16 protein-coding genes and 1 pseudogene are annotated in these 13,150 nt (G+C 69.4%); 7 read left to right on the forward strand and 10 right to left on the reverse strand.

Translation table 11 applies throughout. The annotated features are described in order from the left end of the window. Positions 1 to 937: 937 nt before the first annotated feature. The 3 genes from ACZ63H_RS37535 to ACZ63H_RS37545 are packed head-to-tail and all read right to left on the reverse strand — an operon-like array spanning position 938 to position 3,986. The gene (locus tag ACZ63H_RS37535) at positions 938 to 1,348 is read right to left on the reverse strand and encodes a DUF6009 family protein (protein WP_469872950.1); all 411 of its coding nucleotides are present in this window, start codon (positions 1,346 to 1,348) and stop codon (positions 938 to 940) included. After that, on the reverse strand, positions 1,345 to 2,874 hold the full coding sequence (locus ACZ63H_RS37540; RefSeq protein ID WP_469872951.1) for a DNA primase family protein: 1,530 nt from the start codon (positions 2,872 to 2,874) through the stop codon (positions 1,345 to 1,347). The genes ACZ63H_RS37535 and ACZ63H_RS37540 overlap by 4 nt, the downstream gene beginning before the upstream one ends. Next, complete coding sequence (locus ACZ63H_RS37545; RefSeq protein WP_469872952.1) at positions 2,871 to 3,986, reverse strand: bifunctional DNA primase/polymerase; 1,116 nt, start codon at positions 3,984 to 3,986, stop codon at positions 2,871 to 2,873. Before ACZ63H_RS37545 ends, ACZ63H_RS37540 begins: the two co-directional genes overlap by 4 nt. Positions 3,987 to 4,786: 800 nt before the next feature. On the opposite strand from ACZ63H_RS37545, the gene ACZ63H_RS37550 reads away from it, so the two are divergent. Genes ACZ63H_RS37550 through ACZ63H_RS37560 form a run of 3 tightly spaced genes read left to right on the forward strand, consistent with a single transcriptional unit; the run spans position 4,787 to position 5,798 of the window. Next, entirely contained in the window at positions 4,787 to 4,939 is a 153-nt protein-coding gene (locus ACZ63H_RS37550; protein ID WP_469872953.1) for a hypothetical protein, read from the forward strand. 41 nt (positions 4,940 to 4,980) lie between these two features. Continuing rightward, on the forward strand, positions 4,981 to 5,370 hold the full coding sequence (locus ACZ63H_RS37555; protein ID WP_469872954.1) for a RapZ C-terminal domain-containing protein: 390 nt from the start codon (positions 4,981 to 4,983) through the stop codon (positions 5,368 to 5,370). A gap of 47 nt (positions 5,371 to 5,417) precedes the next feature. Then, a complete protein-coding gene (locus ACZ63H_RS37560; RefSeq protein WP_469872955.1) occupies positions 5,418 to 5,798 on the forward strand; it encodes a hypothetical protein in 381 nt (126 codons plus the stop codon). 186 nt (positions 5,799 to 5,984) lie between these two features. On the opposite strand, the gene ACZ63H_RS37565 is transcribed toward ACZ63H_RS37560, so the two are convergent. Next, positions 5,985 to 6,242, reverse strand: a complete 258-nt coding sequence (locus tag ACZ63H_RS37565) for a hypothetical protein (protein ID WP_364733922.1) — start codon at positions 6,240 to 6,242, stop codon at positions 5,985 to 5,987. Beyond that, positions 6,232 to 6,474 carry a hypothetical protein gene (locus ACZ63H_RS37570; protein ID WP_469872956.1) on the reverse strand — a complete coding sequence of 81 codons (243 nt, stop codon included), beginning with the start codon at positions 6,472 to 6,474 and terminating at the stop codon, positions 6,232 to 6,234. The genes ACZ63H_RS37565 and ACZ63H_RS37570 overlap by 11 nt, the downstream gene beginning before the upstream one ends. 390 nt (positions 6,475 to 6,864) lie before the next feature. Between ACZ63H_RS37570 and ACZ63H_RS37575 the strand changes: the two genes are divergently transcribed. Beyond that, the gene (locus ACZ63H_RS37575) at positions 6,865 to 7,002 is read left to right on the forward strand and encodes a hypothetical protein (protein WP_469872957.1); all 138 of its coding nucleotides are present in this window, start codon (positions 6,865 to 6,867) and stop codon (positions 7,000 to 7,002) included. 81 nt (positions 7,003 to 7,083) lie between these two features. On the opposite strand, the gene ACZ63H_RS37580 is transcribed toward ACZ63H_RS37575, so the two are convergent. Next, positions 7,084 to 7,524 (reverse strand): hypothetical protein, encoded by a 441-nt coding sequence (locus ACZ63H_RS37580; protein WP_469872958.1) that lies wholly within the window; start codon positions 7,522 to 7,524, stop codon positions 7,084 to 7,086. Positions 7,525 to 7,799: 275 nt separating this feature from the next. Here ACZ63H_RS37580 and ACZ63H_RS37585 point away from each other — a divergent pair, with 275 nt between their 5' ends. After that, a complete protein-coding gene (locus tag ACZ63H_RS37585; protein ID WP_469872959.1) occupies positions 7,800 to 8,285 on the forward strand; it encodes a hypothetical protein in 486 nt (161 codons plus the stop codon). Here ACZ63H_RS37585 and ACZ63H_RS37590 read toward each other — a convergent pair. Both ACZ63H_RS37590 and ACZ63H_RS37595 read right to left on the reverse strand, forming a co-directional pair. Continuing rightward, a pseudogene (locus tag ACZ63H_RS37590) lies at positions 8,278 to 8,661 on the reverse strand (transposase); the annotation flags it as partial. The gene ACZ63H_RS37585 and the pseudogene ACZ63H_RS37590 overlap by 8 nt on opposite strands. 8 nt (positions 8,662 to 8,669) lie before the next feature. Continuing rightward, positions 8,670 to 8,852, reverse strand: a complete 183-nt coding sequence (locus ACZ63H_RS37595; protein ID WP_469872960.1) for a hypothetical protein — start codon at positions 8,850 to 8,852, stop codon at positions 8,670 to 8,672. Between the two features lie 246 nt (positions 8,853 to 9,098). On the opposite strand from ACZ63H_RS37595, the gene ACZ63H_RS37600 reads away from it, so the two are divergent. Both ACZ63H_RS37600 and ACZ63H_RS37605 read left to right on the forward strand, forming a co-directional pair. Further along, the gene (locus ACZ63H_RS37600) at positions 9,099 to 9,245 is read left to right on the forward strand and encodes a hypothetical protein (RefSeq protein WP_469872961.1); all 147 of its coding nucleotides are present in this window, start codon (positions 9,099 to 9,101) and stop codon (positions 9,243 to 9,245) included. An 11-nt stretch (positions 9,246 to 9,256) separates the two neighbouring features. After that, positions 9,257 to 10,402: a DUF4158 domain-containing protein gene (locus tag ACZ63H_RS37605; RefSeq protein ID WP_469872962.1), complete on the forward strand. Its 1,146-nt coding sequence runs from the start codon at positions 9,257 to 9,259 to the stop codon at positions 10,400 to 10,402. Between the two features lie 898 nt (positions 10,403 to 11,300). Here ACZ63H_RS37605 and ACZ63H_RS37610 read toward each other — a convergent pair. Both ACZ63H_RS37610 and ACZ63H_RS37615 read right to left on the reverse strand, forming a co-directional pair. Beyond that, on the reverse strand, positions 11,301 to 11,762 hold the full coding sequence (locus tag ACZ63H_RS37610) for an RICIN domain-containing protein (protein ID WP_469872963.1): 462 nt from the start codon (positions 11,760 to 11,762) through the stop codon (positions 11,301 to 11,303). Positions 11,763 to 11,987: 225 nt separating this feature from the next. Continuing rightward, positions 11,988 to 12,971, reverse strand: a complete 984-nt coding sequence (locus tag ACZ63H_RS37615) for an ArsR/SmtB family transcription factor (RefSeq protein ID WP_469872964.1) — start codon at positions 12,969 to 12,971, stop codon at positions 11,988 to 11,990. Positions 12,972 to 13,150: the final 179 nt, after the last annotated feature.

Here is a 13,150-nt window from a genome sequence, read left to right on the forward strand (position 1 = left end):
CTTTTCCCCCCCCCCCCCCCCCCCCCCCCCCCCCCACCCCACCCCCCCCCCCCCCCCCCACCCCCCCCCCCCCCCTCCCCCCCCCCCCCCCCCCCCCGCTCGTTCCGGGTGGCGGCAGGAGACCGGCCGCGGGCCGGGCGGATCCGCGCGGACCCGGCGTGTCACGGACCCGCCCGGGATACGGGCCGCCCCTGTGCCCGGTCAGCTTCGTCACGGCCTTCCACGCCTGCTGCGTCATCCTGCGGGGCATCCCCGGCCACTCGCCCGCCCTTCGGCACGGGAAGCCTCGGCGTACAGCGCCGACGACCGGGGTGCGGGACGCGCCGTCGGACGAGCAGACCGGGCGCATGGCCTGGTAAACGGAGGCGGCCGCCGCTCGCCGTTTCGAAGCTGGCGCTGAAGTCTGCGCCGCCCACGTCGAGGCCGCAGGCCCGCGGGGGCAGGACGCAGGCCGGCGGGTTAGACCTCGGGATGGTCGCGCAGGTCGAGCGCGGTGGCAATCAGCAGGCGGAAGACGGTGGCGAAGGAGTGGGCCTTGCAGTCCCGCAGGGGGCGATCTGCCGGTGGTCCCAGACGCCTTCGGTCTCTTCTACTGCTGTCCACTTCCCCGAGGCAGGCAGTGATCAGGCCAGGCCGCAATGTCCCCCCTCCGATCTCGGTGGCGCGGGGGGGGGGCGGATCGCCGCCCCGTCGGCACTCCGAACGTGATCGGTGAGACGGGGTAGGTGACGGCGTTCGTGGTGGACCGGTTCATGGACTGCGGCCTGCTGGCCGACCTGAGCGCGCCCCCGGATGAGACACCGCCCCGGCCATGTCGAGCAGGTCTGCCGACGCGCGGGTCTGGTGGAGGTTGGTCGCCGCCGGCACCCCCGAGCAAGTCGCCGTCTTGGGGAGGATTGCCCAGGATGGGCCCAGAGAGGGATTAGGGAAACGACCGTCACCTGGCTGGGGTGCGGTCAGGAAGCACCGGATGGTGTATCGCAGGAGATAGCGGGCTACCCTCGGAGCGCTCGGTTTTTGATCCTTTGGTCCGGGGCTGGAGGGTGCGGGGGTCGACGGCTTCGGCGGGTGCGCTCTTGGCGTACAGGCCGTCGGGCTGGCTGTCGCGGTCGTGGGGCAGGAGCCAGAAGACGCGGCGGCGGAAGGTGCCGGAGGCGCGGGAGGGCTTGGCTGTCGGGCCGAGGACGGCGTAGCCGACCAGGCGGCCGTCGCGGTGGTAGGCGGGCCGTCCCTTCCGGGTGGGCAGCCGGTCCAGGCTCTGGCGGACGTAGTCCAAGGCGGTGATGTCCTCCAGCCACACGAGCTCGGTCTCGTGGCTGATCTCTTCTGCGGTGATGAGGGAGCTCATCGGCCGGCCTCCCATTCCTCGTCAGTGAGCAGTCCGATGCCCGGGTAGTGCTTGCGCTGGTTGGACAGGATCATCTCCTTGGGCGAGGCCAGTCCGACGAGTTCGCGGGTACGGGCGGCGAATGCGCGGGAGGACATGGCTGGGGCTCCCTCATTCTGGCACCAGGCCTTGTAGGCGGCGTAGAGGGTGGTCTGCTCGGCGCGCAGTTCCGGGGCGAGGCGGCAGCGCTCTTCGTAGAAGCGGCCGGTGTGGTCTTCGGTTTCTGCGTAGGTGCTGGTGGCGATGCGGACGCGTTCGGGGCCGGTCAGGTCGCGGTCGCCGCCGAGGTAGCGGCGGGCGCCGTCGATGAGCCAGCCGAGGATGCCGGGCCCCTCTTCGGTGACGAGGATGTCTGCGAGGTTGTCGATCTTGCGGTGGTCGGGGACGACGCGTTCGAAGGGGATCAGGCGCATGCGGCGCCAGAACGCGAAGCCGCCGGTGCCGACTTCGGGGCGGTGGTTGCCCAGCAGCCACAGCTTGTGGGTGGGTGTGAAGCTGAAGAAGTCCTGCCGCATCCGGCGGGCCTTGATGCGGTCGCCGCCGGTGAGCAGTTTGACGCGGGCCTCGTCGAACTTGTCGCCGGGTTTGACCTCGGAGCAGACGATGACGCGGCGTCCGTGGAGTTCGGCGAGGTCGGTGGGGTGTCCCTCGTAGGGCTTGGCCATGAGGAAGCCGGGTGGGGCGGCGTCTGCGTAGTCGCCGAGCAGTTTCATCAGCACGTCGAGCAGGACGGACTTGCCGTTCTTGCCGGAGCCGAACAGGAACGGCAGGACCTGGCCGCCGACGTCGCCGGTGACGGAGTAGCCCAGGAGGAGTTGCAGGTAGGAGATCATTTCCCGTCCTTCGGCGTCGTCGCCGAAGGTGTCGGTGAGGAAGCGTTCCCAGCGTGGGGTGGGTGTGGGCTTGGGTCCGACGGTGGTGGAGCGGGAGTGGAAGTCCTTGTTCGGGTCGGGTGTTCTGATCAGGCCGGTGTGCAGGTTGACGATGCCGTCCGGGGTGCACAGGGCGTAGGGGTCTGCGTCGAGGCGGGCGGCGTTGAGGACCATGCCGGGGGCGGACTTGGCCTGGGTGAGCATGGCGTTGATGCCGGTGGTGGACAGGGCTCGGCGGCGGTGTTTGTGCAGGGCGCTGGTGGTGAATACGCCGCGGGGGTCGTGGGTGGCGATGTTCTCGGCGAGGTCGCCGGCCGCCCACAGGACGGTGTCGTCCTCGTCGATCTGCCAGCGGGTGGCGTCCCACCGGTACCAGCCGATGCCGGGCACGTGCCGGTAGTCGTTGGCATAGAGCTTGACGAACAGCTTGGCGTTGCCGCGGTCGGTGAGGGTGTCGGGCAGTAGGCCGTCCGCGGTGGCCTCGCCGGCGGTGGCCTGGGTGGGGGGTGCCTGTAGCGGCAGCGGCACGGTGGCGCGTTGGGCCCGGATCTGCGCGGCGACGGCTTCGGGGTCGAACTCGAACAGGGTGCCGGGGTCAGCGGAGGGGGAGGTCACGGGCGCCTCCCGCTCGCGTGGAGGGGGTGCTTGTGGCCGGCGGCGAGGCCGCTGCGGATGATCTGCTCGGCTCGCCGGTCCTGGCCCGGACGGGCGGCGGAAGCAGCAGCCTTGAGTGCCTGCTCGGCCTCTGCCTGGGAAAGGCGGCCTGCGGCGACGAGCCCGCCGAGGGTGTAGGCCGCGCGGTTGAGTGCGTCGGAGAAGCCGGCACCTTCGGTGACCCGACCGCAGGCTTCGACGGGTTCCAGGACGGCTGCGAGCGTCTGTTGGATGCGGTCACGGCCGGCGCCAGCGGCGAGGACGGCCTGCTGGGCACGGGGCGGAACCGGTCGCGGGGCCGGGATGGTCTGGGCGGGCAGGTGGCCGGTCCGCTCGAGTTCTTGGGCGAGCCATGCGGGCAAGGGGGCTGGCTGGCGGATTTCGCCGAGGGGGTTGTAGGTGCCGCTGTGGGTGGTAGTTCCGGGGGCGACGATGTAGCTGCCGTGGGCTCGGATGTCGACCTGCCAGGCCAGGGCACGGCGGGGGCTGGAGCCGACTGAGGACAGCCAGCGGCGGGCATCGGTGGCCCGGTACCAGACGTGCAGTCCTCCCGAGGGGGTGCGGACCCGCAAGGTGGTCTCGTCGTCCGCGGGACTGGGCTGCCCGCGCAGGGCGGCCAGGACAGCCAGGGTGTGGAATCCGTTGGCCAGGCCGGTGAGGTCGACATCGTCGCCGATCGGAATGCCGGGCAGGATCCGGTCGCGGGTAGGCGGCTCGGCGTCGTGGGCGTCGATGTCGATGACGACCAGCCCGGCCGGGCCGCAGGAGACGCCGATGCCGAACTGCGGGTGGACGCCCCACCACTGCTGGATGCGGTCTGGGTCGAGAGTGGCGGCGTGGAAGCCATGGCACCAGCGGCCGGCCGGAAGACAGGGGCAGTCGGCAGGCGCGTGCGGGGTGGTGTGGCAGTCGCTGCAGTTCGCAGCCGGTGTCTTGCGGCCCGCCGCGAGGGGGTGGACGGGCCAGCCCTGGAGGGCGCACCAGCGGGCAGCGCGCAGGGAACGTGCAGCGACTGAAGGCGCCGGGGCGGAATGGTTTGAGTCGCTGCAAGAAAAGTGCAGGTCAGCAGGCATGTGCACCCCCTATCAGCGACTGAAGCGACTCAATGGTGGACACAGCCTAGCGAACAGTTCATGCAAAGGTTGCGCGGCACATGCGGAAGGGGTTCCAGCACTGTCGATCAGGTGGCCTGCTGGGGTGCTGGGAGCGACTGGGCGCGGCGGCAGCGACTGAACACTCTTCAGTCGCTGTTACTGCGGCTCGACCGTTTCCGCAGGTCAGCGGCCTCTGAGATGCCCGATCAGCGACTGAAGCGACTGAAGTCTTCTATATATGACGCACACGCACGCACATGAATGGCTTCATATACCAGAAGCTTCGGTCGCTTCAGTCGCTGCCCGAGTGGCACGACGTTCCTGACCTGGGCTTTCCCCGCTTACCCGACAGCGACTCAACACCTCTTCAGTCGCTGGGCTTCAGTCGCTGGTTGCGTTCCGCAACTGCGTTGACCAGATCACCCGATACTGGCCAGCTCAACTCCCCAGCAGGCCTTGGACACCGTTGAGGCGATGCGCAAGGTGGACCGATTGGACAGCAAGCCCTGCCGGGCCGTCGCCACCTGTCAGGACCAGCTCGCCGAGCAGCGTGGGAAGCGGCCAGCTGAGCCGGCTACACCCTCCACTATTGCAGGGCCAAGCCGACGCCGAAGGCCTTCGCCCGGATCAGCAGCGTCGAGACGTCGCTGACCGCCGGTACCGGCGGTCAGCGACTTGGCCGTGCTCGCGCCGGTCGCGGCCACGCGCTCAACCTGCTTGCTGACGCCGTCCGGCGCGGCGTCGACCACGACGACATCGTCAGGCGCTCAAGGCCGCTGGTGTCCACGAGGCGTTCCGCTGGCGTCTTCGACGCCGCCTCCGAGCGCGTCATGGTGGCTTCCAAGGACCGGTACGACTTCGACGTGCGGCTGCACGTCGACAACTTCGCCGGGACTGCGGACGACGTCCGCCGCGCTTTCGAGCTGCTCTAGAACCCCGTCCGCACCCGTCGCTGTCCCTGGGAGGGCTTGTGATGACCACCGTGGCGATCACTTCGTTCGGCTACCTGCACAGCCCGGAGCCGGCCGCCCGCACCTGCGCTACCACCGCCCGGGACGCCCCCGTGTGTGAGGCGGTGATGGGCACCGACGGCGTCCCGGCGCTGGTGCACGCCATCGCCGCCACCGTGGACGCCTACCTCGCCGGGCCGCGTCAGGACGAGCCGCTGACCGTGGCCCTCGGGTGCGCGGGAGGCCGTCACCGCTCCGCGACGGTGGCTGACGCGCTCGCGGTCGTCCCGTCCGGCGACGCTGAGAGGGCCGCCGCGTACCTGCTCGCCGATCTGGCCGAGCGGTACACGGGGCGCGGTCTGGCTGTCGACCTCCACCACCGTGACCTCGACAGGGACGTTGTCGACCGCTGAGAGCAGCACCCCCGCCTCTGTCCGACCCGTACCAGGAGGAGAGCCCGGTGACCACCGAGCCCGAGCACACCGACCCCGTCCCCGACCTCACGATCCCGCTGTCCGCTGCCGTCGCCCAGGCGTTGGGCGACGACGGCGGACAGCTCACCCAGCGGTTCGGTGCCGTCCTACGCGGCTTCGCGCAACTCCGCGCCGGCAGGGCGAGCCTCGACGACCTCGAGACGACCATCGCGACGACCGCCGACCTGCTGGACCGGTTGGAGGGCATCCAGAACGCCGCCGTCCGTCAGCACGCCGCAGAAGGCAGCTCGTACGGCGAGCTGGCGAAGGCCATGGACGTCAAGCGGGCCACCGCGCAGTACCGCCGCGACACCCTGCTGAAAAACGACCCGAGCCCCATAGAGCGGTGGGCCACCGGCAGGAACTGACCGCCGCGCAGCTGGGTCTTCGGCCGGGTGCTGCACGGATCCGTGGCTGCAGCACCCGGCCCTGCTGCAACGAGCAGCACCCGTGTGCCGCCCGGCCGCTGGCCTCGCGGTGCAGCACCTTCGCCCGCCGTGCAGCACATGCAGCAGCGCCCCGGACCGTCGCGGTCCGGGGCGCTGCTTGCTACTTCAGGCTTCGACGTACGCCACGATCGTGATCTGCCGGAGGGCGGTCACGTAGTAGATCACCCGGACTCCGTCGACGTCGTCCACGTAGTCGCGCAGCAGGGTGTCGGGTACGGGGGTGCCCAGTTCGGGGTTGACGCTGATCGCGACGATCGCGCGGTCCAGGCGGTGTGTCTCGGCCGCCGTCAGCTTCTCCAGCTGGCTCAGCGCGGGCTCTACCAGGACGACCTGGGAGCGGCGCGGTGCGTGCTCAGGCGACATGGCGGGACTGCTGCTCGTCGGCGAGGCGCTCCAGGTGGGCGTCGCGGGCTTCCTCCCACAGCACCCCGGACTCGGGGCTCGGGTAGCCGTTCTCCGCGATGTCCTCCAGTACCGAGGCGAGGACGTCGACCTTCGCGCGCTGGTCGGCCGCGTAGGCGCGGATCGACGCGGCGGCGTTCTCATCGAGGGGCTGTCGGTCGGGTACGGGCGCGGGGGCCGGCTGCTGGCTCATCCGGGGCTCCTGGACGGTTGCTGGCGTGTGTCCTCACGGTAGCGCCGGCGTGGGGTGGACCGGGACGGTACGGACGGAAACCCGGGCCCGGCGGAGCATCCTGGAGACATGCGCACCCAGGATGTCCGGGTGGGCGAGACGTACCGTTGTGAGGTGCCCCTCGCGCTCCCGTGACGGCGGTACCGGCCGGAGACGATGGGCGACTCCTGGTTGCCGCTGAGCTGGCTGCGCGGCACGTACTTCCAGTTGTCCGTGATCGACGTGGACGCCACGGCCCGGACCGCGCAGGGCCTGGTGATGGGGCGAGCCCCCGGATCACGGTGGAACTCACCGAGGACCAGGCGCAGGACGCCGGCCTCCCGCCCCAGGGGCGGCTATTAGGTCTTCGGGATGCTGCTGGACGCCGAGGGCGAGCTCGTCGAACTTCCCCGCATCGGCACGCTCACCGTGCCGCTGCGGTGGCTGCACTCGGTGGACACGCCCGTCTCCCCCAGCCACCGCAACGCTACGGTTCGGGGAATCCACTGACCCGACCGCCCGCACAGAGCGTGTCCGGCGACGTCGAAGGTGAACCGATTGCCACCGAAGTTGGATCGCCGGTACTGCTCCTTAGGAATGAGCCAGGGCATCGGCGCGCAGGTGCGCGAGCAGGGCCCGCACTCCCTTCGGGTCGTCGCGTCCGGTGAAGGACAGCAGGGCCCGCAGGACGTGGCGGGCGAGGTCTCCGGTCGCGCGGACGTCCTCGCCCGCGCTCGCAGCCCAGCCGGCTATCAGGCCCGATGCCACACCGAGCAGATGCGGGGTGAGACTTTGCCCGTACTCCGCCAGCGCCCTGTCCAGCTCGGCGCCCTCCAGGCCGTCGATCCCGGTGACGACCAGCACCACCTTCAGCAGCCGGCTCTCGCTGAACTCGGCGATCAGGACCGCCAGTGGCCGCTCGCCGCTCCCACCGCGTACCACCGCGGCCAGGGCGTCGTCGTCACCGCTCCACGCCGCTTCCAGAGCGGCGACTACGCGAAGGACCTGATCCGGAGTGAGCTCTGAAGGCATGGGCAGCACCGTAGCGGCCCCAGTACGGGCCCGGGCGTGATTCGGAGCGAGAGCCTCCCGAGGCCAACCGGCCCAAGCTCCACTGGTTCAAATTCGGTGGCAGACCCCCATCAACCTTCACTGTCACAGGACAGAGCGTGATCACCGCCAGATGGACTGTCACGCTCTCGCACCTGTCACGCGCACACCCCTGGAGGGGGACCTGGGGGCCCCTATGTCTTTGGTCAAGGGCAAACGGGGTGCGATGGGGCGGCATGCCGGGGGAGCATGGCGCCGTGGCCGATCTGTTGTGGGATGACGTGAAGTGCTTCTTCGACCTGGACCTGATGGGGTCGCTGCCGGACGTGCGTGTCCCGGGTGCCTCGGTGGAGGATTGGCAGTCGGTCCTCGACTTGATCGCGGAGAAGGGCTGGAAGTGCCAGTACTCCGAGGGAGACATGGAGCTTCCGGTGCCTCGGGCGGAGGCCGTGCTGTCCCGCCCGGCGGATGCCGAGTGCCCTGAGCTGCGGGTCTGGCCGACGGCCGATGTGCTGGCGATCTTCCGGTTCCATGCCTATGACGAAGTCGACTTCGACGTCGACCTGCGGGAGTTGCAGGGCCAGGATCGACTTGATGTGTTCTGCGGCTTCCTTCGGGAGGTCGGGCGGCGTCTGGGCAAGCCGGTGCTGATGGACCCGGAAGGCGAGGACGGTCATCCGGTGCTCGGCTTCGATGTCGAGGCTGGTCGGGTCGTTCTCCTCGCAGACCCGCAGGTCAGGTGACTGGGGCCGACGGCCGCGGTTCGTAGAAGGTTCCGTCGCGGAGCATCGCGAACAGGATGTCGGCCCGGCGTCTGGCGAGGCAGAGCAGGGCCTGGGTGTGGTGCTCTCCTTGGGCGATCTTCTTGTCGTAGTAGGCCCGCGATGCCGGGTCGCCGAGTGCGGCGAAGGAGGAGAGGAAGAAGGCCCCTTTGAGCTGTTTGTTCCCTCTCCTGGACGGTTGTTCGCCGCGGATCGAGGAGCCCGAGCTGCGAGTGGCCGGGGCGAGACCGGCGTAGGCGGCGAGGTAGCCGGCGGTGGGGAAGGTGCTGCCGTCGCCGACCTCGATCAGGAGCCTGGCTCCAGTCCTGACGCCGACTCCCGGCATCAACGTCAGGACCGCGTCGTCTAGGACTTCGTCCTCGGTGAACTCGTCGCTGGCCACAGCTCCTGGACCAGGGCGACGGCCTGCTCCGGATCGTGCCGCCAGCAAGCGGCGACGTCCTCGCCGGCGCTCGCCAGCTCCATGGCGGCGGCCTGTCCGTGCTCGCCTAGCGAATCCGGGTCGATGGCTTCCTCGGCTGCAGCCACGGCGCACCGGGCGGTGGAGGTCTGCCTGGCCGCCGCCCGCTCCCGCGTCACGGCGGCTGGCCACCGGGCGTCGTCCTCGGCTCGGGCCGTGTCCAGCAGTAGGGCGGCGCTGAGACTGACCTGGAGGCAGCAGAAGGTCCACCTCCACGGCCCTGTTCTCGTATAGCTACGGCCAACGGACATGTAGCCCTGTGTGACTGCTGTGGTCGTCGTTACCCCTTGCCGGGCGCCTCGTTGAGCTGACGAGTGATCTCGGGCGGGGCGGAGGAGTACGAGGTGCGGCAGGTCTGGGAACCGGAGGACCTGATCGAGGTCTGGACGCTGCTGGAAGACGACATGAAGCGGGTGCGGAACAAGTCGGGGCGACTCGGCTCGGGTTCGCACTGCTGCTGAAGTTCTTCGAGGTGAAGGCCCGGTTCCCGGAGTCGGTCAAGGAGGTGCCTGCCGCAGTGGTGGAGTACGTGGCCCAGCAGGTCAAGGTGCCTGCGGAGGCATGGGCGGACTACGACTGGCAGAGCAAGGCGATCCAGCGGCACCGGGGCGAGATCCGAGCGGCGTACGGGTTCCGGGCGAACACCGAGGAGGACCAGGACCGGCTGGCCTCGTGGCTGGCCACCGAGCTGTGTCCGGTGGAGCTGCCGCGGGACCGGCTCGCGGCTGCTGTCGTGGCCCGGTGCCGCAACGACCACATCGAGCCGCCGGCGCCCGGGCAGGTGCGGCGGCTGGTGGGAAAGGCAGTCAAGGACTTCGAGAAGCGGTTCTGCCTCAGCACGCTGGACCGGGTCAGCCACACGACCCGATCGCGGCTGGAAGATCTGATCGCGGGCGATGACACCGAGCACGGCACGGACGGTGACAGCGCGGTGGCCGGGGGTGGGCGATCGCACTTCACCGAGCTGAAGACGGACCCCGGCGCCCCGGGCCTGGAGAGCCTGCTTGCGGAGGTGAACAAGCTGGAGCGGGTGCGGCGGCTGGAGCTGTCTGCGGACCTGTTCGCGGACGTGTCGGAGAAGCTGGTAGACGCCTGGCGGGCCCGGGCATCGAAGGAGTACCCGGCGAACCTGGAGCGGATGAAACCGCCTCGGCGACTGACGCTGCTGGCCACGCTGTGCCATGTCCGGCAGACGGAGATCACCGATTCGCTGGTGGACCTGTTCATCCAGCTCGTGCTGAAGATCAACACCCGCGCGGAGCGGAAGGTCGAGAAGGAGCTGGGGGCGGAGCTGAAGAAGGTCCGCGGCAAGGAGGCGATGTTGCTGCGGGTCGCGGAGGCAGCGCTGTCGGAGCCGTCCGGCACGGTGCGGCGGGTGATCTTCCCGGTGGTCGGCGGGGAGATCGGCGTTCCCGCCGGGGCCTTGCGGTCGGTGAGGAACAGCGGCCCGCGGGTGCGGCGGGCGATCAGTCGGGGCAGGAGCTGGGCGGTGCCGGACTGCCAGTGGATCCACTCCGTCGCACCGCCCTTGGCGGTGATTCTGCCGCGCTTGTCCTGCGGGTACAGGTCTTCCACGTTCAGGCACAGCACCTCATCGGCCCTTGCGGCGCTTTCGTAGAGGAGCTTCCAGAACGTTCTTTCCCTGAGCCTGACGTCCAGGCGCCATAGGGCGGCAATCTGGTTCTCGGAGAGGGCCTTGGTGCGGTCCGGCGGTGCCGGCCGCCGCTCGATACCGATCGTCGGGTCGTCGACGATCCAGCCCTGGCGCTGCCACCAGCCGATCGCCTTGCGCGCGATGGACAGTTCGCGGTTGACGGTGTCGGCGTCCATCTCGTCCGCCCGCGCGGCAGCCAGCTCGGCCAGGACCTCCGGCAGCGCCGGGTCGTCGATCGCAGTGACAGGGAAGACGGGCGGCTTCGCGCCCCGGCGGGCGGAATCATCCGTGCCAGGTCGCGGTGATCAGGGTAGGGGGTCTGCCGCAGTAAATCCGGCATTTACTGCGGCAGGGACCCTGTCGAGCCATCAGGCCACGAAAGTCCGATAAGCCGACCTTGAAACGGAACCGTCGCTGCCAACCGCTGCGCCGCCAACCTTCATGACGAACGCAGCCCCGAGCGTTACCCAGCGCTACATGTCCGTTCGCCGTAGCTATACGAGAACAGGGCCGACGAGGAACCGTCCCTGAGCCGGGTGCCGGTCGCCGTTGACGTCCGCGAGCTGCACGAGGCGCTGGCCACTGTGGACCGGTCGAGGCTCTCGGCGGCGGCGTCATGAGCACCTACCACGTGCTCCACGACCCCCAGGGCCTGCTCACTGCGAAGCTGCCGCTGGACCGCGAGCCGCACGAGCTGCTGGTAAGACCATCCGCCGCGTCCTAGACGCCGCCGGCGCCCGCGAACTGCCCGAGCAACTCGACGTCCTTCCGGCCGGCCCCGGTGAGCAGGCCGTGCCAGCGCCGGACCCGGACCTCGGCCTGCTCAGAGTTGGCAGTTTTGCCTACCGTCAGCCGTGTGCGGTTACCACGCTTGGTAGGACGAGCCGTTGCACGGGTAGGTGCGCAGGTGATACTCCGGGCTGTCGTCCAGGCACCAGCCCGTGGCCTGGTTCTTGAGCCTCAGCCCATTGCTGTAGGTATGGAACCAGCTCTCCGCCTGCGAGGTGTCGCACCCGGCGTGGCCGATGCGTCCGCCTCCAAAGTCGCGCAGGCACAGGCCGGTGGCCGCGCCCATCAGACGCTCCGTGCCGTCGTTGTATTCGTGGTGATAGATTTTCTGGTAGCCGGCATCCCACGAGCTCTGATTGCACGGGAAGGTGCGCCAGTTGTACGCGTTGCTGTCGTCCAGGCACAAACGTGTATAGCCATTCTGGTACATGGTGTAGCTGTCGGCCTGCGCGGTGCCAGTTCCGATGGCAAGGGTTAGGCCCGTAGCCGCCACGAGCGTTGCAGCGGTGCTGGTAATGCGGCTGAGATTGCGCATTTGCGCTGCCTCTTTCCTTCAGTGTTTGGACCCGGTCGGAGAACGCTCGCTGGACACAGAGGGACGGCTATTCGAAATCGCGACTCGTTGACGTTCCACCGATGGCTAGCGGTCGGTAGAACCCACTGTGCCTGCTCGGCAAGAGTAGACCCGCCCCGAGCCGAATCTCCATCACTTCAATCGCAGTCGAAGCGTGCCAAAGCGACGGACGGGCACAGGTGCGGCTCACAGCAGGTCGACCACGGCGTCGCCGCGCTCGGTGCGTCGGATCCACACGTGTCGCCCCTTCTGCTGACGCTCGATCAGCCGGGCGCCCACGAGTGTCCGGCAGTGATGGGTGGCGTTGGCCGCGCTGCAGCCCAGCAGGCGGGCCAGTTCGCCCATCGTCACTGGCTGCGCGGCTGCCCGCAGGACCGCCGCGCGCAGCGGGCCGACCACCAGCGACAGGGCGTCGGTCTTGGGCGCGGGGGCGCCTGCGGAGGCTTGCCAGATCCGGCCGATCGCGGGCAGCGGGTAGCCGATCCACACCAGATCCGGGCGGTCCAGCGCGAACATCGACGCACCAGGGCCCGACACGATGGGGACCAGGACCAGTCGCCGCCCGTTCAACCGGAAGGTGTCGGCCTGCGGATCGGGCAGGTGGAGGCTGGAGCCTTGCAGGCGAAAGCGCGGACTCAAATCCTGGAACACCAGATCCGCGCAGCCTTGGAGGACCGCGGCGCCCACCCGTTCAGCTTCACGTTGGATGTGCTGCTCCGCTTGCTTCCAGACTGGTTCGAATTCCCGCCAGACGCTCTGGGACAGCCGGGCATAGGCCTGCAGCCACTGCCGCGGCCGGTCCACCACCGGCTGCCACCGCTCGGGCACGGTGGCGCCAAACTCCGCACCGAGTTCCGTCAGGAGTGTGTCCGGCGACAGGTCGGCGATCTGGGCGCACAAGGTGGCCACATCACCGCGCGGCATGCACGCCGTCGGGGTGACGCAATCGGGAATGACCGAGGAGCCGGGGGCAAACAGCGGCCCGAGAACCGCCGCCGAGGGTCTCGAGGCAGCCGAGCGGACCAGACGACGCCACCGCGGCGGCACCCCCTGGCTGCGCTGTCCGAAGGCATCGGCCAGCAACGACAGCAAGGTGGCGCCCTGGTGCGCATCCAGGGAGATCAGTATCCGGTCGAGCGGGTCGAGACGTAACTCGGTGAAACCTTGCATGGCTCCCCCCGTCAGGTGCCTGGTTCCGGCTGTCAGCGGACCGAGCGGCGGGAACAGCGGGCCGAGTACGAAACGCCTCACCCCCTAGGACTTGTCCGGGCGATCAAGTTCGCAGCCAGATGACCAGGGCTGCTGCTGTGGCGGTGCCGAGGAAGACGTACCCGCGTTTGTCGTAACGG

This window comes from Streptomyces sp. NPDC104831 (genome assembly GCF_055583025.1).

Excerpts from the sequence above, each read along its gene's own strand:
- ACZ63H_RS37535 (WP_469872950.1), bottom strand. The coding sequence starts at position 1,348 with ATGAGCTCCCTCATCACCGCAGAAGAGATCAGCCACGAGACCGAGCTC.
- ACZ63H_RS37545 (WP_469872952.1), bottom strand. The coding sequence starts at position 3,986 with ATGCCTGCTGACCTGCACTTTTCTTGCAGCGACTCAAACCATTCCGCC.
- ACZ63H_RS37555 (WP_469872954.1), top strand. The coding sequence starts at position 4,981 with ATGACCACCGTGGCGATCACTTCGTTCGGCTACCTGCACAGCCCGGAG.
- ACZ63H_RS37565 (WP_364733922.1), bottom strand. The coding sequence starts at position 6,242 with ATGTCGCCTGAGCACGCACCGCGCCGCTCCCAGGTCGTCCTGGTAGAG.
- ACZ63H_RS37570 (WP_469872956.1), bottom strand. The coding sequence starts at position 6,474 with ATGAGCCAGCAGCCGGCCCCCGCGCCCGTACCCGACCGACAGCCCCTC.
- ACZ63H_RS37575 (WP_469872957.1), top strand. The coding sequence starts at position 6,865 with ATGCTGCTGGACGCCGAGGGCGAGCTCGTCGAACTTCCCCGCATCGGC.
- ACZ63H_RS37580 (WP_469872958.1), bottom strand. The coding sequence starts at position 7,524 with ATGCCTTCAGAGCTCACTCCGGATCAGGTCCTTCGCGTAGTCGCCGCT.
- ACZ63H_RS37610 (WP_469872963.1), bottom strand. The coding sequence starts at position 11,762 with ATGCGCAATCTCAGCCGCATTACCAGCACCGCTGCAACGCTCGTGGCG.
- ACZ63H_RS37615 (WP_469872964.1), bottom strand. The coding sequence starts at position 12,971 with ATGCAAGGTTTCACCGAGTTACGTCTCGACCCGCTCGACCGGATACTG.